20 protein-coding genes are annotated in these 24,506 nt (G+C 70.6%); 8 read left to right on the forward strand and 12 right to left on the reverse strand.

The window, feature by feature from the left end:
- Positions 1–35: 35 nt before the first annotated feature.
- The 5 genes from IEY73_RS05065 (at position 36) to IEY73_RS05085 (ending at position 6,243) form a co-directional block, all read left to right on the forward strand.
- Positions 36–2,564, forward strand: coding sequence for a GDSL-type esterase/lipase family protein (locus tag IEY73_RS05065; RefSeq protein ID WP_189077899.1), 2,529 nt, complete (start codon positions 36–38; stop codon positions 2,562–2,564).
- A gap of 100 nt (positions 2,565–2,664) precedes the next feature.
- The gene (locus tag IEY73_RS05070) at positions 2,665–3,054 is read left to right on the forward strand and encodes an ArsR/SmtB family transcription factor (RefSeq protein WP_189077900.1); all 390 of its coding nucleotides are present in this window, start codon (positions 2,665–2,667) and stop codon (positions 3,052–3,054) included.
- The gene (locus IEY73_RS05075; RefSeq protein ID WP_189077901.1) at positions 2,993–3,469 is read left to right on the forward strand and encodes an SRPBCC family protein; all 477 of its coding nucleotides are present in this window, start codon (positions 2,993–2,995) and stop codon (positions 3,467–3,469) included. Before IEY73_RS05070 ends, IEY73_RS05075 begins: the two co-directional genes overlap by 62 nt.
- Before the next feature lie 113 nt (positions 3,470–3,582).
- A complete protein-coding gene (locus IEY73_RS05080; protein WP_189077902.1) occupies positions 3,583–5,085 on the forward strand; it encodes a high affinity choline transporter 1 in 1,503 nt (500 codons plus the stop codon).
- A gap of 18 nt (positions 5,086–5,103) precedes the next feature.
- Positions 5,104–6,243: an agmatinase family protein gene (locus IEY73_RS05085; protein WP_189077903.1), complete on the forward strand. Its 1,140-nt coding sequence runs from the start codon at positions 5,104–5,106 to the stop codon at positions 6,241–6,243.
- Between the two features lie 59 nt (positions 6,244–6,302).
- Here the strand turns inward: IEY73_RS05085 and IEY73_RS05090 are convergent, their stop codons facing one another.
- From IEY73_RS05090 to IEY73_RS05105, 4 genes are all read right to left on the reverse strand, one after another.
- Positions 6,303–7,895, reverse strand: a complete 1,593-nt coding sequence (locus IEY73_RS05090; protein ID WP_229715547.1) for an alpha/beta fold hydrolase — start codon at positions 7,893–7,895, stop codon at positions 6,303–6,305.
- A gap of 129 nt (positions 7,896–8,024) precedes the next feature.
- A complete protein-coding gene (locus IEY73_RS05095; protein WP_189077904.1) occupies positions 8,025–8,612 on the reverse strand; it encodes a winged helix-turn-helix domain-containing protein in 588 nt (195 codons plus the stop codon).
- A gap of 109 nt (positions 8,613–8,721) precedes the next feature.
- Positions 8,722–9,363 (reverse strand): HAD-IB family hydrolase, encoded by a 642-nt coding sequence (locus tag IEY73_RS05100; protein WP_189077905.1) that lies wholly within the window; start codon positions 9,361–9,363, stop codon positions 8,722–8,724.
- A 108-nt stretch (positions 9,364–9,471) separates the two neighbouring features.
- Positions 9,472–10,173 (reverse strand): response regulator transcription factor, encoded by a 702-nt coding sequence (locus tag IEY73_RS05105; protein ID WP_189077906.1) that lies wholly within the window; start codon positions 10,171–10,173, stop codon positions 9,472–9,474.
- A 105-nt stretch (positions 10,174–10,278) separates the two neighbouring features.
- Between IEY73_RS05105 and IEY73_RS05110 the strand changes: the two genes are divergently transcribed.
- The 3 genes from IEY73_RS05110 to IEY73_RS05120 all read left to right on the forward strand — a co-directional run bounded on the left by IEY73_RS05110 (position 10,279) and on the right by IEY73_RS05120 (position 15,634).
- Complete coding sequence (locus IEY73_RS05110) at positions 10,279–11,640, forward strand: sensor histidine kinase (protein ID WP_189077907.1); 1,362 nt, start codon at positions 10,279–10,281, stop codon at positions 11,638–11,640.
- A gap of 22 nt (positions 11,641–11,662) precedes the next feature.
- Entirely contained in the window at positions 11,663–13,510 is a 1,848-nt protein-coding gene (locus tag IEY73_RS05115) for a Xaa-Pro dipeptidyl-peptidase (protein WP_229715548.1), read from the forward strand.
- 657 nt (positions 13,511–14,167) lie between these two features.
- Positions 14,168–15,634: a B12-binding domain-containing radical SAM protein gene (locus IEY73_RS05120; RefSeq protein ID WP_189077908.1), complete on the forward strand. Its 1,467-nt coding sequence runs from the start codon at positions 14,168–14,170 to the stop codon at positions 15,632–15,634.
- Positions 15,635–15,666: 32 nt separating this feature from the next.
- Here IEY73_RS05120 and IEY73_RS05125 read toward each other — a convergent pair whose 3' ends face one another.
- The 8 genes from IEY73_RS05125 to pelF are packed head-to-tail and all read right to left on the reverse strand — an operon-like array spanning position 15,667 to position 24,493.
- Positions 15,667–16,374, reverse strand: coding sequence for an endo alpha-1,4 polygalactosaminidase (locus IEY73_RS05125; protein ID WP_189077909.1), 708 nt, complete (start codon positions 16,372–16,374; stop codon positions 15,667–15,669).
- Positions 16,371–17,339, reverse strand: coding sequence for an NAD-dependent epimerase/dehydratase family protein (locus IEY73_RS05130; RefSeq protein WP_189077910.1), 969 nt, complete (start codon positions 17,337–17,339; stop codon positions 16,371–16,373). The genes IEY73_RS05125 and IEY73_RS05130 overlap by 4 nt, the downstream gene beginning before the upstream one ends.
- Positions 17,336–18,649 carry a nucleotide sugar dehydrogenase gene (locus tag IEY73_RS05135; RefSeq protein WP_189077911.1) on the reverse strand — a complete coding sequence of 438 codons (1,314 nt, stop codon included), beginning with the start codon at positions 18,647–18,649 and terminating at the stop codon, positions 17,336–17,338. Before IEY73_RS05135 ends, IEY73_RS05130 begins: the two co-directional genes overlap by 4 nt.
- A 30-nt stretch (positions 18,650–18,679) precedes the next feature.
- Entirely contained in the window at positions 18,680–19,666 is a 987-nt protein-coding gene (locus IEY73_RS05140; protein WP_229715550.1) for a glycoside hydrolase family 191 protein, read from the reverse strand.
- A gap of 5 nt (positions 19,667–19,671) precedes the next feature.
- Positions 19,672–20,586, reverse strand: a complete 915-nt coding sequence (locus IEY73_RS05145; RefSeq protein ID WP_189077912.1) for an NAD-dependent epimerase/dehydratase family protein — start codon at positions 20,584–20,586, stop codon at positions 19,672–19,674.
- Positions 20,583–21,311 carry a sugar phosphate nucleotidyltransferase gene (locus tag IEY73_RS05150; RefSeq protein WP_189077913.1) on the reverse strand — a complete coding sequence of 243 codons (729 nt, stop codon included), beginning with the start codon at positions 21,309–21,311 and terminating at the stop codon, positions 20,583–20,585. Before IEY73_RS05150 ends, IEY73_RS05145 begins: the two co-directional genes overlap by 4 nt.
- Before the next feature lie 30 nt (positions 21,312–21,341).
- Positions 21,342–22,937: a hypothetical protein gene (locus tag IEY73_RS05155; RefSeq protein WP_189077914.1), complete on the reverse strand. Its 1,596-nt coding sequence runs from the start codon at positions 22,935–22,937 to the stop codon at positions 21,342–21,344.
- Entirely contained in the window at positions 22,934–24,493 is a 1,560-nt protein-coding gene (gene pelF, locus IEY73_RS05160; RefSeq protein ID WP_189077915.1) for a GT4 family glycosyltransferase PelF, read from the reverse strand. Before pelF ends, IEY73_RS05155 begins: the two co-directional genes overlap by 4 nt.
- Between the last annotated feature and the right edge of the window lie 13 nt (positions 24,494–24,506).

Genomic DNA, 24,506 nt, shown 5'->3' on the forward strand with positions numbered 1-24,506 from the left:
GTCGGCGCACGCATGCGGGAGGAACGGTGCTCTTCGTGGGACGCTCACGCCGCACGGCGGTCGCTACCGCCCTGGCCGTGCTCGCCGGCTGGATCGGCGCCGTCGCCGGCCCGGCCGGCACGGCACTGGCCTCCACCTCCGCGGAGCGAGCGGCCCTCGCGCAGTGGTGGGCGCCGGTGCACTTCCAGGACGTCGACACCAGCGGCGAGACGGCGGAGGGCGGCAAGTCCGACTACCTCACGTCGTACGACTTCGACGGCGACCTGAACGGACGCAACAACTGGGAGAACATCAGCGAGTTCCCGCTCGCGGCGCACGTGTACTACTCGGTGGTCCAGACGCCGAGCTTCTCGTACCTGCTCTACATGTTCTTCCATCCGCGGGACTGGGCGGACGCCGCCCTCGACGACTACATGGAAGACGCCACCGAGCACGAGAACGACTCCGAGGGCGCCCTGGTCGTCGTGGCGAACGACGGCTCCGAGCACGGCTCACTCAAGGCCGTCATCACGGTGGCGCACAGCAACTTCTACTCGTGGCTGCCCGAGGGCAGCGACTTCGCCAGCGGCAACGAGGATGTCGACGGCGCGATCGCCACGTTGGCCAGCCCGCACGGCGACGGCCATCAGCGCCCGTGGACGGCGCAGCAGGCCAGCACGCACGCCGCGTGGGCCATGGGCGCCACCCGCAAGCCGTCCCCCGACTTGGGAGACCAGTACCGCAACGGAGACGGCATCCTCTACAACCCCGGCTCCTCGGCCGAGGTGCCGGACGGCCCGAACGATCGGGACGTGCAGTACACGCTGACCGACATCTTCGCCTCCGGCGGCATGTGGGACAACCGCTACCTCACCAGCTTGTTCGCCACGCCGGACAACTTCGCCGGCGACGACAGCGGCAATCCGCACGGCGCCGCCTGCGGCGACGGCGCGGTCGCCGGTCCGGCCGCCGGCGACTGCAAGACCGACGCCGCCAACCCGCCGTGGGCGTGGGACGACGCGGACGACGGGCCGGGCAAGGGATACATCGCCACCAACCCGGCCGTGCTCGTGCACGATTACTTCGACTGGCCGGGCAAGCCCGGCTCCGCCGACGTCGACTACACCTGGAACCCGTACAACGGCGTCACCCCCAGCGACCCGCCTCCCCCGTCGTCGCGGGCCGGCCGGGTGCTGGTCGTGGGCGACTCCATCACCAACGGCTTCGAGGGCGACTACACCTGGCGCTACCGGCTCTGGGAGTGGGCGCGGCGGCAGGACATCGGCGCCACCTTCGTCGGCCCGCTCACCGGCACCGAGAAGCCGGGCGATCCGCACCCGCCGGAGCCGCCGCCGATCGGCGAGGGCGGCGGCAACCCGGCACCGTCGGAGCCGGACCCCGCCCAGTTCACCGGCGCCTACAACCGCGACGTCGCGGCCGAGTTCGTCAACGGCGGATCAGGGCACTACGCGATGTGGGGCCGTCAGCTCGTCCAGGACGTCGGCACCATCAAGGGCGTGATGACCGATCTCGGCGCGAAGGGCCAGATGCCCGACCTGCTCGTGGTGGAGCTGGGCTTCAACGACATCGGATGGCTGGGCGCCGGAGCCGGGCTCACCACGGCCATGAAGTCCTTCATCGACAACGCCCGCGCGGCCAATCAGAACGTCCGCTTCGTGCTCGGCAACGTGCCGCACCGGACCACTCTCGGCTCGGCCAACCCGCAGCTACCGCAGCGCATCACCGACTACAACGCCGCGCTGGCCCGGGAGATCCCGAACTGGAGCACCACCCGGTCGCCGATCGTGCTCGCCGACGTGGACGGCGAATACCGCTGCGACTCCAGCGCGACCACATGCCCGTCCGCCTACGACGGGCTGCACCCCAACGCGCTGGGCGAGTACCGCATCGCCCGAGCGTTCGGCAAGGCCCTGCACGACGGGTTCCACCTCGGCTCCGGCGCGCCCGAGGTGCCCTCGACGGTGCCCGCCCGGCCGGTCGCCACGCCCACCTCGCTCGCCTTCGACGGAACGCAGCAGGGCGTGACGGTGACCTGGCCCAAGGTCTTCGGCGCGCACAACTACGACATCCAGTGGCGCGACACCACCGGCAACGCCTCGGCCGAGTGGGTGGCGGCCGGCACCCCGTTCAACCGGTTCGACCTCTCCTGGCAGTTCACCAACCAACCGGTGGAGGGCCACACCTACGAGGTCCGTGCCCGCGCGGTGGCCGGCGACAGCGACAGCCTGAAATCGGGGTGGTCCAGTGTCGTCGGCGGAACCGCGCACCCGCGCACGACCGCCCCGCCTGCCACGGTGCATGCCAGCGCCGGCGCCGGTTCGCTCCACGTGGCCTGGACGCCGCCGCCGGGTCCGTACACCGACTCCATCAACCGGTACGCGTTGTGGGTGTACGACCAGGACACCCCCACCGTGTACTCCCGCATCATCGGATACGACGCGAACACCCGCGTCGCCGACGTCGGGGGCGTGACGCCGGGGCATCACTACGCCATCCTGTTGTGCGCCTGGAACGCGTACGGCGAGGGGCACCCGTACATCTCGGAATCCCTCATCCCGTCCTGACCCGGCCGGCGGCACCCTTTCAACCAAGAGGTTGACTACCCGTACGCACCAGGTATATCCTCGCTTTCAACCTAGCGGTTTAAAGGTGGATCCGGCGACCATGGACAGGCTGTCTCAGGTCTTCGCGGCGCTCGCGGACGAGACCCGGCGCGACATGGTGGCCCGGCTCGCCGACGGCGACGCCACGGTGAGCCAGCTCGCCGGGTCCTATCGGATGACGCTGCAGGCGGTCTACAAGCACCTGCGGGTGCTGGAGCACGCCGGGCTCGTCACCCGCCCACCAGGCCCGCAGCCGCGCCGGGTGCATCTGGAGGTCGAGGTCTTCGACCTGATGGACGCCTGGACCGAGCGCTATCGCCGCCGCGCGGAGCAACGCTACCGCCGCCTCGACGCCGTCCTGGCGGAGATGAGAGACGAGGAGAGTCAGCATGAGCAACGAGGTGGCCATCGAGGCCGACCCGAGGATTCCGGTCATCCGGATGACTCGTGACTTCGCCGCGACACCCGCGCAACTGTTCCGCGCCCACACCGATCCGGCGGTGTTCGCACGGTGGGTTGGCCCCGACGCCACCAGCGCCCGGATCGAGCAATGGGACGCGCGCACCGGCGGTAGCTGGAGCTACGTGGCGGTGCACGGCGATGCGGAGTACCGGTTCCACGGCTGTTTCCACGAGGTGCGCACGGATCGCATCGTGCAGACCTTCACCTTCGACGGTGAGCCGGACGGCGTCGCGCTGGAGACGCTGTGGTTCGAGGATCTGGGCGGCGGCCGCACCCGGCTGCGGACCCAGTCACTGGTGGACAGTTTCGAGGGCCGCGACGCCTGGCTGCGCTCGGGCATGGAGGTCGGTGTCAACGAGGGCTACGCCGAGCTGGACAAGGTGCTCGCCGACGGCCTGGACTGATCCGCGCGGGGGCGCGGTCATCAGGTTGTTACACGGACCATCGCCGACCGAAACGATCGGCCACTGTTCTGGATCGTGACTCACCACCGGTGAGGCGCGTCTGGGGTGAGCCGATGATCATCACCGGGGTGGCGATCAGCGTCGCCGCCGTTCTCGTCGTCGGGCTGCTGGTCGCCCGCAAGGTCGACGGCGACAGCACCAATTTCCTGGTCGCCGGGCGTTCGCTGATGCTGCCGCTGTCCGCCGCCGGCCTGATGGGCCAGGCGGTGGACTCCAACGCCACGCTGGGCAACACCGATCTGTCCTATGGGTTCGGTTTCTGGGCAGGCGCTTCGCTTCCGCTCGGGCTCGGCCTGTGCTTGCTGGTCACCGGCTTGTTCTTCGCGCGCCGGATGAACGCCATGCAGTTGCACACGCTTCCGGACTTCTACCGGATCACCTACGGGCGGACCGTCGAGGTACTGGCCTCGATCTTGATGATCTTCAGCTTCTGCATCCTGCTGGCCGGCAACCTGGTGGCCGGCGGGTTGCTGTTCGAGACCTTCCTGGGCACCAGCTACGAGGTCGGCATCCTGCTGATCGTCGCCGTGGTGCTGGCCTACACGGTCACCGGCGGGATGTTCAGCGACGCCTACACCGCGTTCATCCAGATGTGCATCACGACCGTGGCTTCGACGTCGCTCTTGATCTGGGTCGCGGTCCGGTTCGGAATCAGCACGCCGGACGGGATGGGCCCGTTCGACCTCGGCCAGCTCACCGATCCCGGCCAGGGCGCGATGATCAACTGGGGCACGCTGCTGGCGCTGGGCATCGGCGACGTGGTGGCCATCGACTTCATGCAGCGGATCTTCTCGGCCAGGTCGCCGGACACCGCGCGACGGGCCTGCTTCGTCGGTGCCGCCGGCACCGCCCTGGTCGGCATTCCCTACGCGCTGGTCGCCCTGTCCAGCGTGCGCGTCTTCGGCGACGAGACGGTCGACGGCCCGGCCCTGTTCCACCTGCTGGCCGACTACGCGCCGACCGGCCTCGCGGTGCTGGTGCTGTGCGGCATCGTGGCGGCCTCCTGCTCCACCGCCAACGGCGCCATCCTGGGCACCGCCGCGGTGGCCGTACGCAACGTGGCCGACTACAAGCGCGACCCGGACCCGGATCGGCGCGATCCGATGCTGCGGCTGGTCCGCCTGACCATGTTCCCGGTGGTGGGTGTGGCGGTGCTGTTCGCGGTGCGCGTGCCGGAGACCGGCATCCTGCTCACCCTGGCCTTCGACGTGATGCTCGCCTGCCTGGTGGTTCCGTTCATCGCCGGCCACTACGGTCCGCGCCGCAACCACCAGGCCGCGCTCGTTGCGATCGTCGTCGGATTCGTGGTCCGGGTCGGGTTGTTCGTGCTGACGCCGACCATCTTCGGTGCCGACAACACCCTGCTGTACGTGCACAACGACGTGATCGGCCCCGGTTTCGACGGCTGGCCGACGATCATCGGTTTCGCCGCCTCCGCGGTGGCGTTCTATGCCGCCACCCTCGTCTGGCCGTCCCGGCCGGTGCCGGTGATGGACGCGCAGGAGGTGGCTGCCGCCGCTGCGGCGCTGCGCACCCGCGATCCGGCCGGTGCCTGACGAAAGGGCGAAACATCCATGGGATTCGGACACGGTCATCACCGTCCGGAGGGCTCCGGCCCGGCCTACGGAGACGAGGCCCGGTACGCGGTCGACCGCGAGCGCGAGCTGCCGAGCACCGCGCACGAACGGGAGATCGCCCGCGGTCTGGAGATGGGCCTGCCCGGCGCCGATTCGATCGTGGACCGCAGCATTCCGACGTTCAGCCGCGGCGAGCTGCCGCACTTCGCCGGCATCAACACGTTCCTGAAAGCGCCCTATGTGGAGGACGTACGGCGATGCGGCGAGTACGACGTGGCCGTGGTCGGGGTGCCGTTCGACGGGGGCACCACGTACCGTTCCGGCACCCGGTTCGGGCCGCAGGGAATCCGGAAGATCTCCGCGCTATACGGGCCCTACAGCTTCGAGCTCGGCGTCGACCTGCGGGAGAGCATCACGATCGGCGACCTGGGTGACATCTTCGTCATCCCGGCCAACATCGAGAAGGCCTTCGACCAGATCAGCAAGGGCATCGGGCACATCTATGAGTCCGGCGCGTTCCCGGTGGTGCTGGGCGGCGACCATTCGATCGGCTATCCGACCACCCGCGGGGTGGCGCAGCATCTGACGGGCAACCTCGGCATCATCCACTTCGACCGGCATGTGGACACCCAGGAGACCGACCTGGACGAGCGGATGCACACCACGCCGTGGTTCCACGCCACCGACATCCCCAACGTGCCGCCGAAGAACCTGGTGCAGATCGGGATCGGCGGATGGCAGGCGCCGCGTCCGGGGGTCAAGGTCGGCCGGGAACGCGGCACCACGGTGATGACGGTGACCGACTGCGTGGAGATGGGCATCCAGCAGGCCGCCGAGCGGGCGCTGGACGTGGCCTGGGACGGCGCGGAGGCGGTGTGGCTGTCGTTTGATGTGGACTGCCTGGACGCCGCGTTCGTGCCGGGCACCGGCTGGCCCGAGCCGGGCGGGTTCCTGCCCCGCGAGGTGCTGAAGTTCATCCAGATCATCGCCGATGCCGCACCGCTGGCCGGGATCGAGGTGGTCGAGTGTTCGCCGCCCTACGACAACGCGGACATCACGTCACTGATCTCCACCCGGGTCATCTGCGACACGCTGGGCTGCCTGGTCCGCTCCGGGCACCTCCCCCGCCGCTGCTGATCCCGTGACTCCGCCCCGGCCAGACGTCGGCCGGGGCGGAGTCGCGTCGTACCGGGAGATCACTGGCAGGTGGTGTCGGCGGCCGGGAGCGCGCCGTCCATGAAGAAGTCGTGCATCGTGAAGACCGCGCACATGTTCGGTTGCGGTTGCGAGATGACGCCGTGTCCGCCCGCGTCGATGTCCACGAATGCCGCATCGGTGCCGAGTGCGCGGCGCATGCCCATGGCGCTGCGCAACGGAGTGGCGGGGTCGCGACGGTTCTGCAGGATCAGCACGTTGCGTCGGCCGGTGCTGGTCACCGTGGTGGCGGGTGCCGCGGGGCGGACCGGCCAGGCGGCGCAGGGAGTGATGTTGGCCGGCGCGCCGGCGGTCAGCGGATGGGCTGAGCGGTCCGCGGCGGTGTTCCGGGCGTACGTGCGAGCGTCGCGGGGCCATGCCTGGTCGCCGCAGCTAACGGCCCAGGGAATGGACAGCCAGTTGTCGTCCGGCACGCCCGGAGCGAGATTGGCGGTGACGAACGTGGTGGCAGCCGTCTCGACGAGCGCGTGGTCGGCGTCCGTGGCGGTGCCGGCGTCGAGCCGGACGGCGGCGGCCCACAGCCCGAGCAGATCCGCCAGGTTCGCGTTCAGGGAGTACTGGCGGGTGAGCAGCCGGATGAGGTTGCCGGTGACCGGGGCCGCGGTGCCGTCTCGGCGCACCGGATGGCGGTCCAGCCGGCTGGTCAGCGCGAGATAGTTGCGGCGCACCTGCGTGGGTGTGGTGCCGAGTCCGACGGTGCCGGCGTTGTCCACCGCGGCGTCCGCCAGGTCCGGCCACCGGTCCTGCATGCCGGCACTGAAGTCGCGGAACTCGTCGTAACCGATCCGGCCGGGGTCCATGGCGCTGTCCAGCACCATTCTGTCGATCGTGCTCGGGAACAACGTCCGGTACACCGCGCCGAGGTACGTGCCCCAGGACTGGCCGTAGAACGAGACCGTGGGCTCGCCCAGGGCGACGCGGATCCGGTCCAGGTCCCGGGCGATGTCGGCGGTGTTGAGGTACGGGAGCAGGTCACCGGAGTGCGCAGCGCATTGCCGGGCGACGCGGTGGGCGTACCCGAGGTTGCGACCGATCGAGCCGTCCGCGGCGGGGAAGGCCAGCAGTTCGAGTTCTTCGTCGCGGATCAGCTCGTCGCGGGTGCGGCCACAGCTCATCGGGGTGCTGTGACCGGTGCCGCGCGGGTCGAAACCGATCAGGTCGTAGCTGTCGGCCAGATCGGGCAGCCGGCTGGCGACCAGTGGGATGTTGAGGTTCGCGCCCGGACCGCCACCGTTGAGGATGATCGCTCCTTGGCGCTGCTCCGGCTTGGCCGCCGGGATCCTGGAGATCATCACGTCGATGGCGCGCCGCTGCGGGTGCCGGTAGTCGAGCGGAACCCGCACCGTGGCGCAGCGCATCCGGGCGTCATCGGTCGCCGACGGGCATGCACCCCAGCGAAGCGATGCGAGACCGGCGGGCGCCTTCACCGCGCCAGCGGGCGTCGTACCGGCGTCGGCGGGCAGGAGCGCGGTCATCGCCACGCCCGTGACCAGCGACAGGGCGGCGACGACGGCGCTCAGGCCGCGTAGCCGCCGACGGCGCACACCGGGCGGCGCCACAGTGACATCCGACATTGCATGTCCTCCCCAGGACTCAATACATAGAGATTTATCGATTTATTGCGGCAGAGTGGTGGCAGGATTTCCCTGCCCGGAAACGTGCCGCGCGGCGGGCCGGCGGCCTGCGCCATGCGGCGGTTTACCTCACTGGTCGGTGCGGTACGGATAGGCCTGCAGGACGATCGCCACGGATTCCGCGTCCGGAACCGCCTGGTCACCGAGGTCGTAACTCTCCGCTACCTTCTTCAGCTCGGCGCGCATCGCGGCCAGCCGCTCCGGCGTGGTGCGGATGACGACGTCACCGTAGCCCGCCGCCTGCTGCCAAGCAGCACTCCATTCACGTCGGGCCACCTGGGCCCGGTACGACTCAATGATCTGCTCCCATACTTGGCGAATGGTGCGGTCCAGAGCGCTGACGACTTCCGCACCGTCGGGGCCGAGATCGTCCGGGTTGCTCGACCACACGGTGGTCGATTGCGTCGCCTTCCACCAACGCTCCCGGCCGCGGGATCCCTTGCCCAGTTCGGGCGCCTCCTCGATGAAGCCGTAGCGGTCGAGCAGACGCAGATGATGGCTCGTCTGCCCGGAGTCGGTCCCGAGGCGACGAGCCAGGACCGCTGAGGTCGCCGGCCCGTCGACGCGGAGCGACCCGAGGATGCGCATCCGCAGGGGATGCGCCAACGCCCGCAACGCCTCAGCATCGGTCACCTGCGGAAGTTGGCGCTCAGTCACTGACAAAGACTATTACATGTGCAGCAAGCTATCCTATGCATAGGAGTCTCTGCAATAGCCGGCGCCGGGCGATTTCGCGAGCCGCCGCGTTCCCCGGTGACCTCCGCGGTCACGACCGGACCTCCATCAGGAGGTGCCACGAGGACACCGGGATGGACACCTGAGCCCACTGACGCAGCGGGGCGTCGGCGCGGCCGTTGGTATACGCCCAGACGAGCCCGGCGGGCCAGCCGCCGAGCGCGGCCTCGACTCGGGCGACCTTCTCGGCGCCACGACAGTCAGGCGTGGCCATGCGCCCGGTGAACCGGCCGTTGACCTGCTCCATCCGGGTGCAGACGACGTCGTCGGCGCCGAGCAGGTCACCCAGAGGGCGCAGGTAGACGTCCAGCGACGCGGAGGCGAGGACCATGCGGTAGCCCTGCGTCCGGTGCCATTGCCAGCGACGCAGGCAGTCCGGGCGCACCCGGCGCAGCAGGTAGGTGGCGTGCCGCCGGGCGATCTGGTCGACCTCGGTAGCCGGACGGCCGCCGAGCGTCCGTTGCAGCAGCCGCGCCTTCGCCGCGGTCCGCCAGTCCGGTCCGGCCGCCGTCGTCGCCAGGACCCTCCCGAGGGTGGCCAGCAGCGGTCGCGTGCCGACGACCCGCCGCAGAAAGGGCAACAGGCTGTCGCCTCGGGTCAGGGTGCCGTCCACATCCCAGACGACGACGCTGCGCCGCGACTCGCAGCGCCGCCGCCCGTCACTCCCGCTCATCGCGATCTCCTCTCCTGCCACAGAGCCGAAGGCTGCTCCGGGCGGGCTGAGAATCCGCTGAATCGCGGTCCGTGCTCGGCCGGACGCCACCAGGATTCGCGGTGGTGGCTAGGTGTTCGCCGAGCGCCCCCCGTCGGCGGCGAGCAGGTAGCCGGCACCGCGGACCGTCTCGATCGCCGCCTGCCCGAACGGGTGATCGATCTTCTTCCGCAGATAGCCGACATACACCTCAACGATGTTCGGATCACCGTCGAAGTGCGCGTCCCACACGTTCTCGATGATCGCCGTCTTGGTGACCGCGTGGCCCTTGTTGCGCATGAGGAACTCAAGCATCGCGAACTCCCGGGGAGTCACCGCGATGGTCCGGTCGCCGCGGGCGACGCGGCGTTCGGCAGGGTCCAGCGTCAGGTCACCGGCCTCCAGCACCGCCGGGCGCTCCGGCGCTCCCCGGCGCACCAGCGCACGCAACCGCGCGATCAGCACCACGAACGAGAACGGCTTGACGATGTAGTCGTCCGCGCCCAGGTCGAGCGCGTCCGCCTGGTCGTATTCGCCATCCTTGGCGGTGAGCATCAGCACCGGCGTCCAGACCTTGCGGCTGCGCAGGTTGCGGCACACCTCGTACCCGTTGAGCCGGGGCAGCATGATGTCCAGGACGATCACGTCGTACGCGCCGTACGGGGTTTCGGTCCCCATCCACTGTCCCTCGACGCCGTCGTACGCCAGATCGACGGTGAAGCCCTCCCGGGTCAGCCCGTCTCGGATCGTCGCGGCCAGCTCGGCCTCGTCCTCGACGACGAGAATCCTCATCCGATTCGCCTTCCTCTCCCCCATAACCCTGCCCCGGCCGACCTGAGAACGCGCTGAATCCCTGCTTTCAGCGCATGTTCAGCGGACGGTGGTTAGCGTCGCCTCATGCGATCGCTGCTGGAGCGGCTACTGCGCCGCCGGGGTGTGCGGGTGCGCTCCGCCCTCGCCGCCGGAGCCGTGGTGGCCGTGGCCTCGGTGCTGGCCGGGGCCGCGCTGCTGCTCACCGCGCGGATCATCCTGCGGGACAACGCCACCGTGGCGGCCACCAACCGAGCCGACCAGATCGCCTCTGCGGTCCGCGCCGGCGCCGGCGACGCCCCCATCGGACCGGACCGCACGGTGGTCCAGATCCTGGACGCCTCCGGTCACGTCCTGGCCGCCTCCTCGACGCTGTCACCCACCGAGCCGATCAGCGGGCTGCGTCCCGCGCCGGGCGTCCACGAGCAGGAGACGAAAGAGCTACGGACCGGCTGGGATGTCGCCTATCGGATCGTCGCGGTGGGGGTGAACTCCCCCGACGGGCCGCGCGTGGTGCTCGCGGCGGCGTCGCTGGACATCGTCGACGACGCCACCGGCGCGATGCTCGGCGCGATGCTGCTCGGCATGCCGGTGCTGGCGCTGGTCGTGGCGGCAGCGACGTTCCACTTCGTCGGACGCAGCCTGCAGCCGGTGGAGGCGATGCGGCGGCAGGCCGCGACCATCACCGCGCGGAACCTGCACACCCGGCTGCCCGTCCCGGTGGCCGAGGACGAGGTCGCCGCCCTCGCCACGACCATGAACACGATGCTGGACCGGATCGAGACCTCCGCCGCCGCCCAGCGGCGGTTCGTCGCCGACGCCAGCCACGAGCTGCGCAGTCCGCTGGCGACCATCCACGCGAACGCCGATCTGCTGGCCGCGACCGGGTTGCCCGGCGAACCGGCCCGGTCGGTCGAGCGGATCCGCGGCGAGAGCGGCCGGATGGCCCGGCTGGTCGAGGACCTGCTGCTGCTCGCCCGTGTCGACCACCCGGACGCGATGATCCGCGACGCGGACGTCGACCTGGACGATCTCGTCTACGCGGCGCGGGAACGGATCACGGTGGAACGGCCCGACCTGGCGGTACGCGGCACGGTGCGGCCGGTGCGGGTCACCGGCGATCCGGATCGGCTGCACCGGGTCCTGCGCAACCTGGTGGACAACGCGGTCAGGCACGCCCGGTCGAGCGTGACGATCTCGCTGTCCGGCGATGCGGGGCGGGCGGAGATCGTGGTCGGCGACGACGGGCCCGGCATCCCGGCGGCGGACCGGGAACGGATCTTCGACCGGTTCGTACGCCTGGACGACAGCCGTTCGCGCGACGGCGGCGGCACCGGGCTGGGTCTGGCGATCGCGCGTGACATCGTGGTCGCCCACGGCGGCACCCTGTCCGTCGGCGAGGACACATCCGGCACGGAAATGATCATCTGCCTTCCGGCAAAATATTGACCGTGGACGATATGGTGTCGGCGTGCCTCTTCGCCGTGCCGCCCTCGCCGTGGCGAGTTCCGCGATCCTGCTGCTGACCGCCTCCCCCGCCGCGGCCGCCGAGCCGCCGACGTCGACCCAGCCACCGGGACCCACCCAGCCGGTGTACGACTACGCCGCCGCCATCCGCGAACGGGTCTGGGTGCAGGCCCCGGTGGACAGCGACGGCGACGGTCGGCGCGACCGGGTCGCGGTGCGGATCATCCGGCCCCGCGACCCCGGCCGCCGGGTGCCGGTGATCTTCCAGCCCAGCCCGTACTACGCGGGGCTGAACAACGTGCCCAATCACGACGACATCGACCGCGGCGGCACCGCACGGCGGTCCGCGCCACCGGGCTCGGACCGGGCCGAGACCGTCACCTTCTCCGGCTATCTGGACAACTACTTCGTCCCGCGCGGCTACGCGGTGGTGTTCGCCGACAGCCTCGGCACCGGCGGCTCGCAGGGCTGCCCCACCTCAGGCGGCCGCAACGAGACGCTCGGCATGACGGCGGTGATCGACTGGCTGAACGGCCGGGCCAAGGGCTGGGACGCCGACGGGGAGCCGACCACCGCCGACTGGAGCACCGGAAAGACCGGCATGATCGGTGTCTCCTACAACGGGACGCTGCCCAACGCGGTCGCCGCCACCGGCGTGGAAGGCCTGGAGACGATCGTGCCGATCGCGGCCATCTCCAGTTGGTACGACTACTACCGGGCCAACGGCGGCGTCGTCGCGCCCGGCGGATACCAGGGCGAGGACACCGACATCCTCGCCAAGGCCGTGCTCACCCGGGCCGACCCGCACGTGTGCGACGCCGTGATCGCGGGGCTGGAGGCCGCGCAGGATCGGGAAACCGGCGACTACAGCCGGTACTGGGCGGAGCGCGACTACACCCGCGACGTGGACAAGGTGAAGGCCAGCGTGCTGCTGGTGCACGGCCTGCACGACGAGAACGTCCGCACCGGCCAGGCCGGCCAGTGGTGGGATCTGCTCGCGGCACGCGACGTGCCCCGCAAGATCTGGCTGCACCAGGCCGGACACGCCGACCCGTTCTCGATCCGGCGCTTCGCCTGGCTGGACACCCTGCACGCCTGGTTCGACCACTGGCTGTACGGCGTCGACAACGACATCATGCGGCAGCCGATGGCCGACATCGAGGTGGCGCCGGACACGTGGCGCACCGCACCCACCTGGCCGATCCCCGGCGCCCGGACCACCACCTGGTACCCGGCCCAGGACGGTGAGCTGTCCGCGGTCCCGGAGCGCTCCCGGCGTGTCTCCTTCGTGGACGATCCGCAGCGCACCGACGTGCAACTGATCTCCGCGCCGGGCGAGCAGGATCCGAACCGGCTGGCGTTCCGGACCGCGCCGCTGACCGCGGACACCCGGATCTCCGGCACCCCGGAGATCACCGTACGGGCCGACATGGACGGCGATTCGCCGTACCTGACCGCGCTGCTGGTCGACTACGGCGCTGCCACCCGGTACGCGGGCCGCGAGCAACTTCCCGGACAGGACTGCATCGGCCCCGGCATCCCCGAGGATCCGGGCTGCTTCAACCGCAGCGGCTACGTCACCGCGACCTCCGACCAGGAGATCGTCAGTCGCGGATACGTCGACGTGCGCAACCGGCACGGACGCAACCGCACCGAACCGATCACGCCGGGCGAGACCTACACGGTGAAGTGGGATCTGCAGACCACCGACTTCACCTTCGCTCGCGGCCACCGGATCGGCCTGGTCATCATCTCCACCGAACGCGACCGCACCCTGCGCTACCCGGCGGGCACGGAGGTGGGCATCCGGCTCGGCGTCTCCCGCATCGACCTTCCGCTGGCCCGGTCGTGAGACGTCCGGCGCCAGCCGCCCGATATCACCGGGGCGCCGCTGCGGACGGCGGGCTAAGGCTTTGCGACGATTTGTCATGGGGCGGAAGCCGACGATGATCCTAAAGTTGAGGTCCGATGCATCGGCCGACCGGAGAATGCGGACTTTTCAATCCGCGGAATCAGGATCGTTCACGGTTCTCGGAACCTCAGCCGGAAGAGGATCCCCTATGATCGACAAATCGCCCCTGGTGACCACGGTGTCGAATTGAACCTTTTCAACGTGGCGAGGCTGGCAGATGCCGCCGCTGGTCGACGGCGCGCAGCCGACGGGCTCGATGCCAGGTTGAAAAGGGTTCATGCGATCGATGCGCATCCGCCGGGCGCGATGATCCCCCACTCCGGCACCGATTCGTCGCCGGCGGTTCTGATCGCCAAGCTGGCACGAGGCCCCGAGGTCAACGTCGGTGGACGTGCGCCGCTGCTGCGAATCCTGCGAACCCTTGGCCCGGTCGGGCAGTCCGTGTCTGTTCGTCGAGGATCCCAGAGGTCAAGTGATCTCGAAGAGGATCGGCTCGGCAGTTGCGGCCGAACTCCGCCGCCAGGGCGGAGCGAAGTCCATGAGGGACGCCTCCGGCACGAATGGTCACCACAACGCGCGCTGATCTAGGAGTAGACGGTGTCGAAGCTCATTGTTCTTCTCGACGGGGTCGACGGGATCACCATGGAGGACGGCGCCCGGTGGATGCCCCTCTCGATCCTCACCATCGGGAGCTACCTGAAACACCACGGCTATGACCCTGTCCTGCTGGACCCGCAGGTGCATCCGGACTGGAAGGAGCGGCTGGCCGATCTCGCCGCGAGGCGCCCGGTCTTTCTGGGTGTCAGTTGCCTGACCGGGCCGAGCATCTACAACGCGCTCGATGCCATCGAAATCACGAAGGCCGTCGATCCGACGATTCCCGTGGTGTGGGGCGGCTACCACGCCACATTGCGTTACAGCGGCATCGTGCAGGAAGGACTGGCCGATGCGGTCACCCGAGGGCCCGGTGAGGTCGCGGCGCTCGCCCTCGCCCGGGTCTTCGAGCGCTACCGCTCCGGTGACCCCGGGATGCAGGACGAGCTGCGGGACATACCGAATATCGCGTACGGCTCGGTCAACGACGGGAAGATCGGGCTGAGGCTGACTCCGGCCAGCCGGATACCCGACATGAACGAGCTGCCGCCGTACGACTACTCGCTGCTGAACCCGGAGCTGTACTACGAAGGCGACGAGCGGGTCATTCTGTACAGCTCGAGCTACGGCTGCCCGTACGCGTGCGGGTACTGCTCCGAGCCGGTCAACAGTGGCCGCCGGTGGCGCGCGCTCGACCCCGAGCGCATGGTGACCGAGATCCACAGCCTGGTCCGCCGTTACCGGCCGAGCCAGATCAACTTCACGGATCCCAACTTCTCCAGCGACCCGCGACGGGTGGTGACGTTCGTCGAGGAGTTACGCAAGCGGCCCGCCGACGTGACTTTCATGGGCTGCATGCGTGCCCGCGACGTCGTGATGATCGCCAAGCGGATGCCGATCCGGCACCTTTCCGAGATCGGGTGGAGGCGCGTCTTCATCGGCGTCGAAACCGGTTCCGACCGCGTGCTCACCTACCTCAACAAGGCGTCGACCACCCAGGACACCTACGACGCCTGCGCGTTGCTGAGCGAGGCCGGCATCGAACAATGGACGAGTTTCATGCACGACCTGCCGACCGAGACGGAGGAGGAGAGCGAAGAGACGCTCCGGATGTGCGACCGGCTGAAGTCGCTCCCCCATCACCACCAGTCGCACAACTTCTACATGCCGTACCCGGACACCCAGTTGTTCCAGGACGAATACGCGCACCTCGACCTGAGCAAGATGCGCCAGGTCGACTGGGCGGAGAGCAGCACCAAGGGCAGTGCGCTCTGGCGCGGCCGGACCGCCTTTCGCCACCGCGTCATCGACCGGCTGGAGCAAATGCGCGACGAGGTTCCCGAGGTGTACTCGCGGACGACTCTGCTGGGCCGCCCGGACCCCGAGCCGCCGGAGTCCGAAGCCGACAGCGGCCGGGACACGACCGTGACGTACATGTCTCTCATTCAGGAAGGGCTGGCGCCGCGCTGACCTCGACCCGCCGACGGCGTTCGGCAACGCGCTCACACCCGCGACAGCGCCCGGTCGCTGACCACGCACTGCATGCCGAACTGCCGGGCCCGCCGGATCGCGAAGTCGGTCAGGCCCGGGGTGTCCGCGTAGTCCAGGGCGTACAGGTCCAGTTCCAGTTGCAGCAACTGCTCGGCGATCTGCGCGTGGAACTCCAGCACGTCGGGCGGCCAGGGCGCGTACCCCTCATCGGTCCAGCGGGCCGAGAACGATTCGAAGACCACCCCGTCGACCAGTTCGGCGAGCCGGGGCAGCATGCCGAAACCGCGGTTCGCCAGCACGTAGCCGTCGCCGGCCACCGCGCGCACCGCGGCCACCAAGGTCAGCAGGTGCGGTACATCCTCGGGGAATGTCAGCTCCACGTTGAGCGTGTCCAGGAAGAGGCCGTCGAATCCGGCGTCCATGGCGGCGCGTGCCTGCCCGACCACATGCTCCACCCACTCCGGGTGTCCCACGTGGACGAAGGCGCCGCCCCAGTCCGGGTTCTTCTCCTGGCGCTGCCACGGCGCCGGCGGGCCCTGATCCTCCGACAGCGAGAGGTAGGCGAGCGTCTCGACGCCCTCGCCGGTCAGGTATTTCAGTTCCGCGCCGGTGTAGAACGAGGGTTGCAGCACGACGCGCGGGTACGCGGCCAGGTCGACCAGCCGCCCGTTGCCGTAGTAGAAGCAGATCGGTGGTTTGGCGTTCGGGGTCTCGGTCACGACGGCCTCCCGTTCTCGGCGTACCAGGCGTACGTGGAGCGCACCCCGTCCTCCAGCGACACCTTCGGCTCGTATCCGGTCAGGTCGCGCAACAGGCTGAGGTCGGGGCAGCGGCGGTGCACCGATCCGCGTGGCGCGGGCGAGGCGTCGAGGGACGCGGGTGAGCCCGCCACGGCAAGCACCAGCCGCGCCAGGTCGGCGATGTTGGTCTCCTCCCGGTCGTTGCCGATGTGCACGATCCGCCCGGACGCTTCCGGCGTCGTCATGAGCCGCACCATCGCCTCCACCGCGTCGTCGACGTGGCAGAACGCGCGGTGCTGGTCGGCGCCCGGCACGCGGAACGGGTCCTCGCCCGCGCGGGCGCGCAGCGACATCTCGGGGATGACGTGGTCGGCGCCCATCCGTGGGCCGTACACGTTGTGGAACCTGCCCAGCACGGCCGTGAAGCCGAGGGCGCGGGCGGTGTGCAGGAAGGCGGCCTCGCCGAGGAGCTTGCTCGCCGCGTACGCGAACCGGGGCGCCGTGATGTCGGAGATCATCGTGGGGACGGTCTCGGGGGTGGGCACCGGCACCACGCCCGCGTCGACGCCGCCGGCGTAGACCTCACTGGTGGAGGCGAAGAACACCCGCTCGCCCGGCGCCACCCAGTCGAGGGTGTGCATGGCCACGAGCGTGTTGACCCGCACCACGCGGGCCGGGTCCTTCTCCACGTTGCGCACGCCCACGACCGCGGCGAGCACATAGATCTGGTCCCAGCCGTGCGGCAGTCCGGCGTACGCGGCGGGGTCGGTGAGGTCCGCCTGGATGATCCGGACGTTGCGGTGAGCGCGCAGCGCGTCCAGGTCGGTGTCCCGCCGGCCGCGGGAGAAGTCGTCCACGATGGTCACGTCGAAACCGTCGGCGGTCAGGCGGCGGGCCAGGTGCAGCCCGATGAAGCCGGCGCCGCCGAGCAGCAGCGCCCTCATGCCGCAGCCACCTTCGGCAGGTAGCCCAGCGCCGCGTAGCGGACCCCGGCGTGGGTGACGGCCGCCTCGTCGAGCACGCGCCACGAGTCGTAGATCAGCACGGGTCGCGGCTCACCGGCCGGGAGCATCTCGGCGATCTGGATGGCGCGGTAGTCCGGATGGTCGTTGATCACCAGGACGGCGTCGCTGTCGGTGAACGCCTTGTCCAAGCTGACCGGCTCGCCGCCGTACTGCCGGACGACGTCGCCGCTGACCATCGGGTCGTGCCCGGTCACGGTGATCCCGGCGGCCGAGAAGATCGGCATCATCGTCGCGATCGGGGTGCCGCGCATGTCGTCGGTCGGCGGCCATCCCTTGTACGCCCATCCGAGCACCGCGAGCCGGGCGCCGCGGATCTCGCCGCGAGCCTCGCGCATCAGCCGCACCACGGTCTCGGCGACGTGCGCCGGCAGGAACTCGTTGAGCTCGCGGGCCCGCCCCACCAGGTACGGCCGGTACTCGCCGGAGCTGTCCAGCATGATGTACGGGTCCTTGGACAGGCAGCCGCCACCCACATAGCCCGGCTTGGACAGGTCGGGGCGCGGGTACCCGACGTTCGCCGCCCGGATCACTTCGAGCGGGTCGAGGCCGTGCTGCTCGGCGATCATCGCGATCTCGTTGCCGAACGAGTAGATCAGGTCGGTGTGGCAGTTGTTGGAGAGCTTCACGAGTTCGGCGGTCTCCAGGTCGGCGACCTCGACGACGGTCTGCGCCAGCCCGGCGAAGAACTCGGCGCCGGCCCGCCGGCTCGCCTCGTCCAGGCCGCCCACCACCTGCGGAAGCTCGACCAGTTCGCGCAGCGCCTGGCCCTGAATGGTGCGTTCGGGAGCCATCACCAGCCGCACGTCGTCGCCCCAGGCCGCGCGCAGTTCCGGCAGCACCACCCGGCGGCTCGTACCGACCGGGACCGTGCTGCGCACCACGACCAGCGTGCCGGGCCGGCAGGTCGCGGTGACCGCCCTCGCCGCAGCGGCGAGGTTGGCCAGGTTGGGCCGGTGGGTGGCCTCGTCGACCGGCGTGGACACGCAGATGACGGCGACCTCGACGGTGTCGCGGGGCAGTTCGTCGGCGACGTGGATGCCGGTGCCGACACGGGCCGCGAAGATCTCCTCGACGCCCGGCTCGAAGATGTGCGAGCGGCCGCGGGACAGCGTGTCGAGCACCGAACGCTGCACATCGGCGCCGTGCACGACGAATCCCTTGTCGGCCAGCGCCGCGGTCAGCGTCAGGCCGACGTAGCCGAGCCCGACCACCCCGATCGTCCTAGGCATGGATGTTCCTCCGATTCTGTGGTTGCCGCGTCACGGACACGGCGGACTGGTCCGGTCCAGGTCCAGCACGGTGACCGTGCCGGCGAAGTGTTCCGCCCGGTAACCGGCGCAGGCGGCGCGTACGTCGGCGGGCCGGGTGGCGTAGTCGACGCCGAGCACGAACTTGCCGGCGCGGCGCAGCGCCCGCGCGTCGGCGAGGTTCTCGGCGCAGTAGTCCTGCGTGCAGCGCTCGTCGGTGGCCTCGAAGAAGAGCTCCTCCATGCCGATGCCGTCGATCGCCTGCGGATAGCCGGGTTGGTGCCGCAGCTCGGGCGAGTTCTGCGGCACGACGAGAAAACCGGGACGGCGGGTCTTGGCGTACCGGCTGATCCGCACGATCAGCCGGGACATGTCCCGGGCCAGCGCGGCCCGGTCGCGGCCGTGCGTCTCGTCGAGGTCGATCTGCTCGTACGCCAAGGGGGTGTCCAGGTAGACGCCGTCGAAGCCGGTCCGCAGCGCCCGGTCGACGCGGGGCCGCACGACGTCCGACCACCAGCGCTCCTCCCAGTAGCGGACGAAGTACTCCCCGGGCCATTCGGACCACTGGTTGGCGATCAGGCCGGGTGCGTGGCGCCGCAGCGCCGGATATTCCGGGCGGAAGTTCTCGATGCTGCCGATCTCGAAGTACGCCAGCACCCGCTTGCCGGTGGCGCGTACCCGGGCGATCTGGGCCGGGGTGAAGTAGTCGGCTCCGGCGTCGCGGGCCAGGTCGATCACGACGAGCTGGTAGGGGCCCGCGGCCAGGTGGTCGAGCCGGCCGCTCGGGTAGTCCTGTAGCTGGTAGGCCCAGTTGCGGATGTCCAGCGGGTCGATGCCGAGCGGGTCGCCCGCCGAGGCGGACGGCCGTGTGTGACCGGAGGTGCGGGCGTCGCCGGGGTGCTGCGGGTCGCCGGAACGGACGACGGTGAGGGCGACCGCGGCGATCACCACGCCTGCGAGGACCGTCCACAGCGTCGTCGACGACACCCGCCTCACCATGCCGCCTACTCCGCGCTTCCGGCGGCCCAGATGCTCTTGATCGACGCGCTCAGGTCGTGCTCCGGCGCCCAGCCCAGGTCGGCTGCGGCGCGGCGGATGTCGGCCTGGATCCAGTCCACCGCGGCGGACCGCCCCGGGCCGGCGCCCGCCTCGCGAATCGTGCCGCTCCAGCCCGCCTGCGCGGCGAGCAGGCCGACCGCCTCGCGCACGGTGACCGCCCGGCCGCTGCCGGCGTTGTAGACGCGGCCGGCCAGCCGCGGGGCCCGCACCACGGCGCACAGCAGCGTGGCGACATCGCGCACGTCGACGAAGTCGCGGTACGCGCCGAGTGGTCCCAGGGTGATCTCCGCCGCACCGGCGGCGAGCGCCTCCCGCAGCCGCAGGGCCGCGCGTCCCAGCACGTTCTCCGCGGGCTGACCGGCGCCGATCGGGTTGAACACCCGCACGCTCACCGCGTCCGCCCGCCCCGTCTCGCCGGCCAGCCGGAACAGCCGGGTGCCGGCCAGATGACTGACGCCGTAGGCACCCACCGGCTCGGTGCGGTCGTCCTCGGCCACCGAACGGCCGTGCGGCACGACGCCGTACTCGCCGGCCGAGCCGAGCCGCACCAGCCGTGCCGCCGGCGCCGCTGCGGTCACCGCCTCCAGCAGCTTCGCGGCCACCAGCGCGTTGGCCCGCAGCAGCTCCTGGTCGGTGCCGACGAGTGCGCCCACGCAGCTAACCACGGCGTCCGGCGCCACCTCGCGGACCAGCGCGGTGAGCCCGGCAGCGTCACCGCCGATCAGGTCGTGCCGGTCGCGGCCGGGGCAGACCACCTCACCGATGCCGTCGGCGCCGGCCAGCGCCGACCGGACCCGGCCGCCGATGAAGCCGGAGGATCCGAACAGCAGAACCCGTTTCGCCGCTCCCCCGCCGGTCATACCGGCTCGCCTTCGCGCAGTCGCAGCAGCCTCGGACCGATCTCGGCGAAGCTACGGTTGGCCTCGTCGTAGTCTTCCGGACGGCCGATGTCGAGCCAGAATCCGGTGAACGGGTAGGTGGCCGGGTGCTCGCCGCGGGCCAGCAGATCCAGCACGAGCTGGTCGAACCCGAACGGGCGGCCGACCGGGTAGGGCGACAGCGTCCGGCGGGACATCCCATACACGCCCATGCTCACCTGATAACACAGGTCGGGCTTCTCCCGGAACCCGACGATGCGCGACGCTTCCACGTCGAGCACGCCGAACTCGATGTGGTGCGTACGCTCGGCGATCGCCACGGTCAGCGCGCTCCCCGTGAGGGCGTGCTGATGCAGCAGGTCGGCGTAGTCCAGATCGGTCAGCACGTCGCCGTTCATCACCAGGAACTCGTCCGGCAGCGCGTCCTTGATGGCGAACAGCGGGCCCACGGTCGAGAGGGGACGGTCCTCCTCGACGTAGTCCACCCGCAGGCCCCAGCGCGCGCCGTCGCCGACGAACGCCTTGATGAGCGGGCCGAGGTGGTTGATCGCCAGCGTCACCGAGGTGAATCCGCGGGCGGCGAGCTGGTCCAGGACGATCTCGAGGATCGCGTGTTTGTCGCCGATGGGCATCAGCGGCTTGGGCAGCGTGGTCGTGTACGGCCGCAGCCGCACGCCCTTGCCGCCGGCGAGTATCACCGCGTGCATTGCAGATCTGCCTCCCCCTCCAGTGGCGATCTATCGGTAGTGCCGCACCTGGCCGAGGATCGGGGCCAGGCTGATCAGGAACAGCCCCAGCAGCCCGAGGGTGCTGCCGAGGTAGAGCGCCGCGTCGGTGCGCGGAGCGTCGGTCTGGCCCAGCAGCGGCGCGGCGCCGAGCCAGCCGCCGATCCCGAGGTGCACCGCCAGGGCCACCAGGATCGCCGCGCAGAGCCGGCCGAACCGCTCGAAACCGGCCAGCACGAACGCGGAGTAGTAGGCGCCGCCGAGCGCGACGTGCGCGGCGGTCATCAGCGCGACCGTCGCGCTCAGCCGGCCGATGCCGTCCAGCACGGCCAGTAGCACCAGGCCCAGCAGCGCGGGTGCGGCGAGGCAGGCGACCGTCTCGCGGGCCACCAGCCGCCACATGCGGCGGCCGAAGTCGTGCGGGTTGTGGCTGTGCCGGGTGAGCCGGACCGCCGCGCCGCGGAATCGCTCGGCGCGCCACTCCACGACGCCCATCGCGGCGATCAGTGGCGCCACCGCCACCGCCACGTCGAGGCGGCCGAGCAGGTACGGCCCTTCGGCGTGCAGCAGCAGAGCCGCCGAGCACAGGCCGTAGCAGGTGACGCCGAACAGGCCCGGCAGCGGCGGGCGCGCGGACGGTTCGACGCCAGCCCGGTGGCCGCGGGTCGTCCACAGCGCGGCCAGATAGCACGCGGTCACGCCGGCCACCGCGGCGGTCAGCGCGACCGGGCGCCACGCGGCGCCGGCCATCAGGTAGGCGCCGCCGGCCAGCACCGCGGGCGTCATCAGGGCCGCCTGGATCGCCTCCCGGCGGTAGAACATCAGCACGGTGGCGGCCATCTGGTAGGCGAGCTGGCCGGCCGCGAGCACCACCAGGCCACCATCCCCGCCGGCCATCCCGAGCACCGCGTATCCGGCGCCCGCGCCGAGCGGCGGGGCGAGCAGGGCGGCGACGCACAGCACCCGGGCGGCGGCGCCGGGCCGGTATGCGCCGAGCAGCCGATAGGCGCCGTACGCCACCGTGCCGGCCACCATCCAGCCGAGCCCGCTGGCGACGACCAGGGCCAGCACCACCGAACGCTGGCCGAGCATCCCGAGCAGGGCCGGGAAGACGGCGGCGGGCAACGCGTACAGCGGGCCGTGCGCGATCAGCCGCAGCGTGTCGCGCCGGTGGTGTCCGGCGGCCAGTGGTTCGACGATCGTGTCGGTGGACGGGCCGAGGCGATCGAAGACCTCGGCGGCCAGCGCGAACACGTCGGGGAATCCGTACTCGACCCGGGCGATGCGGTCGGTGAAACCGTCCGCTTCGAGCGCGGCGGCCACCTGCAGGGCGTCCACCGCACGGGCCAGCCTCGGGCGGATCCGGTCGACGAGTTCGTCCAGCGGGTCGGTGGAGATGCGCGGCAGCACGACGGTGTGCTCCGGCGGCTGCGATGGCGGCTCCACCACCTGGGTACGTTCGGCCGCGTCGCCCTCCCCCGCGGCCTGCGCGGACTCCTCCCGCTGCGGCACGCGGACCACCTGGGTGGACGCTTCGGCCTCGGTGGCCGGTCGCAGAAGCACGGTGCGTTCGCCGACGTCCAGCCGGTGGGTCTGCTCCTCGGTCATCGTGCGCCGTCCGTGTTGCCGACCGGCCAGGCGGGGTCCGGGGCGCTCCGTTGCCGGGGCACGGCGCGGCCCCGGGCGGCGGTGCGCAGGTGGCGCGGCGGCGCGGACGGCTGCAGCGGCACGGCCAGGCTCTCGTAGACGTTGCGGTACATCTGCAGCGACTGGCTGAGCGTGAAGTGTTCCAGGACCCGGGCGCGGGCCGCCGCGCCGAGCCGGTGCCGGAGTTCGTCGTCGCGCAGCAGCCGCACGCACGCCTCGGCCACCGCGACGTGGTCACGGGGCGACACCACGATCCCGGTGTCCCCGACCGCTTCGGCGACGCCGCCCACATTCGTGCAGACCGTCGGCCGACCGCAGGCCATCGCTTCCACCACCGTGTAGGGGAAGCCTTCGGAGATGCTGGTGAGCGCGACGACGCTGCCCGCGTGGTAGGCGTCGACGGCGTTGCCCACCCGCCCCTCCAGCACCGCGGCCCCGGCGAGCCCGAGTTCGTCGATGAGCCGCTCGCAGGACTGGTGGTAGATCTGGTTGGCGGCCGGCGTGCCGCCGAAGATCCGCAGCCGGACCGTAGGCATTCGCCGCCGCACTTCGGCGAACGCCCGGATCAGGGTGTGCAGGTCCTTGAGGGGGTCGATGCGGCCCATGAAGGAGATGGTCGGCACGTCCGGCTCCGAGGTGGCCGCCGGGAAATCGGCCGGTTCCACCCCGTTGTACATGGTCCACATCCGTTCCGGGTCGGCGCCGTTGTGCAGTTGCCACCGCCGGTTGTACGCCGAGTGCGGGGCCAGCACGTCGGTGACCAGGTAGGCCGCGCCGGCCAGCGACCGGAAGAAGCTCAGGGCCAGCACCCGCACCGCGTGCGACGCGTCCTCGTTCAGGTACGAGATGTAGCGCTCGCGCAGGTAGATGCCGTGCTCGCTCATCACCAGCGGGGTGCCGTGCCGCCACTTCGCGGCCATGGCGGGCAGCGTGGCGAGACCGTTCATCGAGCAGTGCACGATGTCGGCCTCGACGACCGGCGCGCTCAACGGCCGCAGCATGTGCTCGATCAGCCAGCCGGCTTGGATGGCGTCGGCCACCGTGGGTGCCGGCCCGGTCTCGTCGACACGCAGCTCGCGCCAGGCGGACAGGGTCATGGCGACCGTCTCGTTGGACAGCAGCGCGGCGCTGAGATCGCCACCGGACGCCGCGTACTCGTACAGGCCACGCAGCGACAGCAGGAAGAGGCTGCGGTTGACCGCTGCCCGGTCCGACCCGGCGGCGTCGAGCGGCGTGATCAGGGCCCGCAGGAAGACCTCATAGCTCTCGGTGAAGGCCGCGCCCGGCCGGGAGCCTCCCAGCCGGGCACGGCCGGCGGACCGGCCCCAGAGCGGAATTGCGTGGGTCCGGTCCAGATTGGCCGGTGGGGCGAAGACGGGCTGCTCGGTGCCGTCGACGGTGAGCGCGACGACCTCCCAGCGGTAGTCGGGGATGCCACGGATGAGCTGCTCGCACCAGATGCTCACGCCACCCATCGCATAGGGGTAGGTCCCCTCGGACACCAGTGCCACGCGCACGAGAGCCGCCTTC

It is taken from the genome of Mangrovihabitans endophyticus (assembly GCF_014646155.1).
In the GTDB taxonomy this organism is placed as follows: Bacteria; Actinomycetota; Actinomycetes; order Mycobacteriales; family Micromonosporaceae; genus Actinoplanes; species Actinoplanes endophyticus.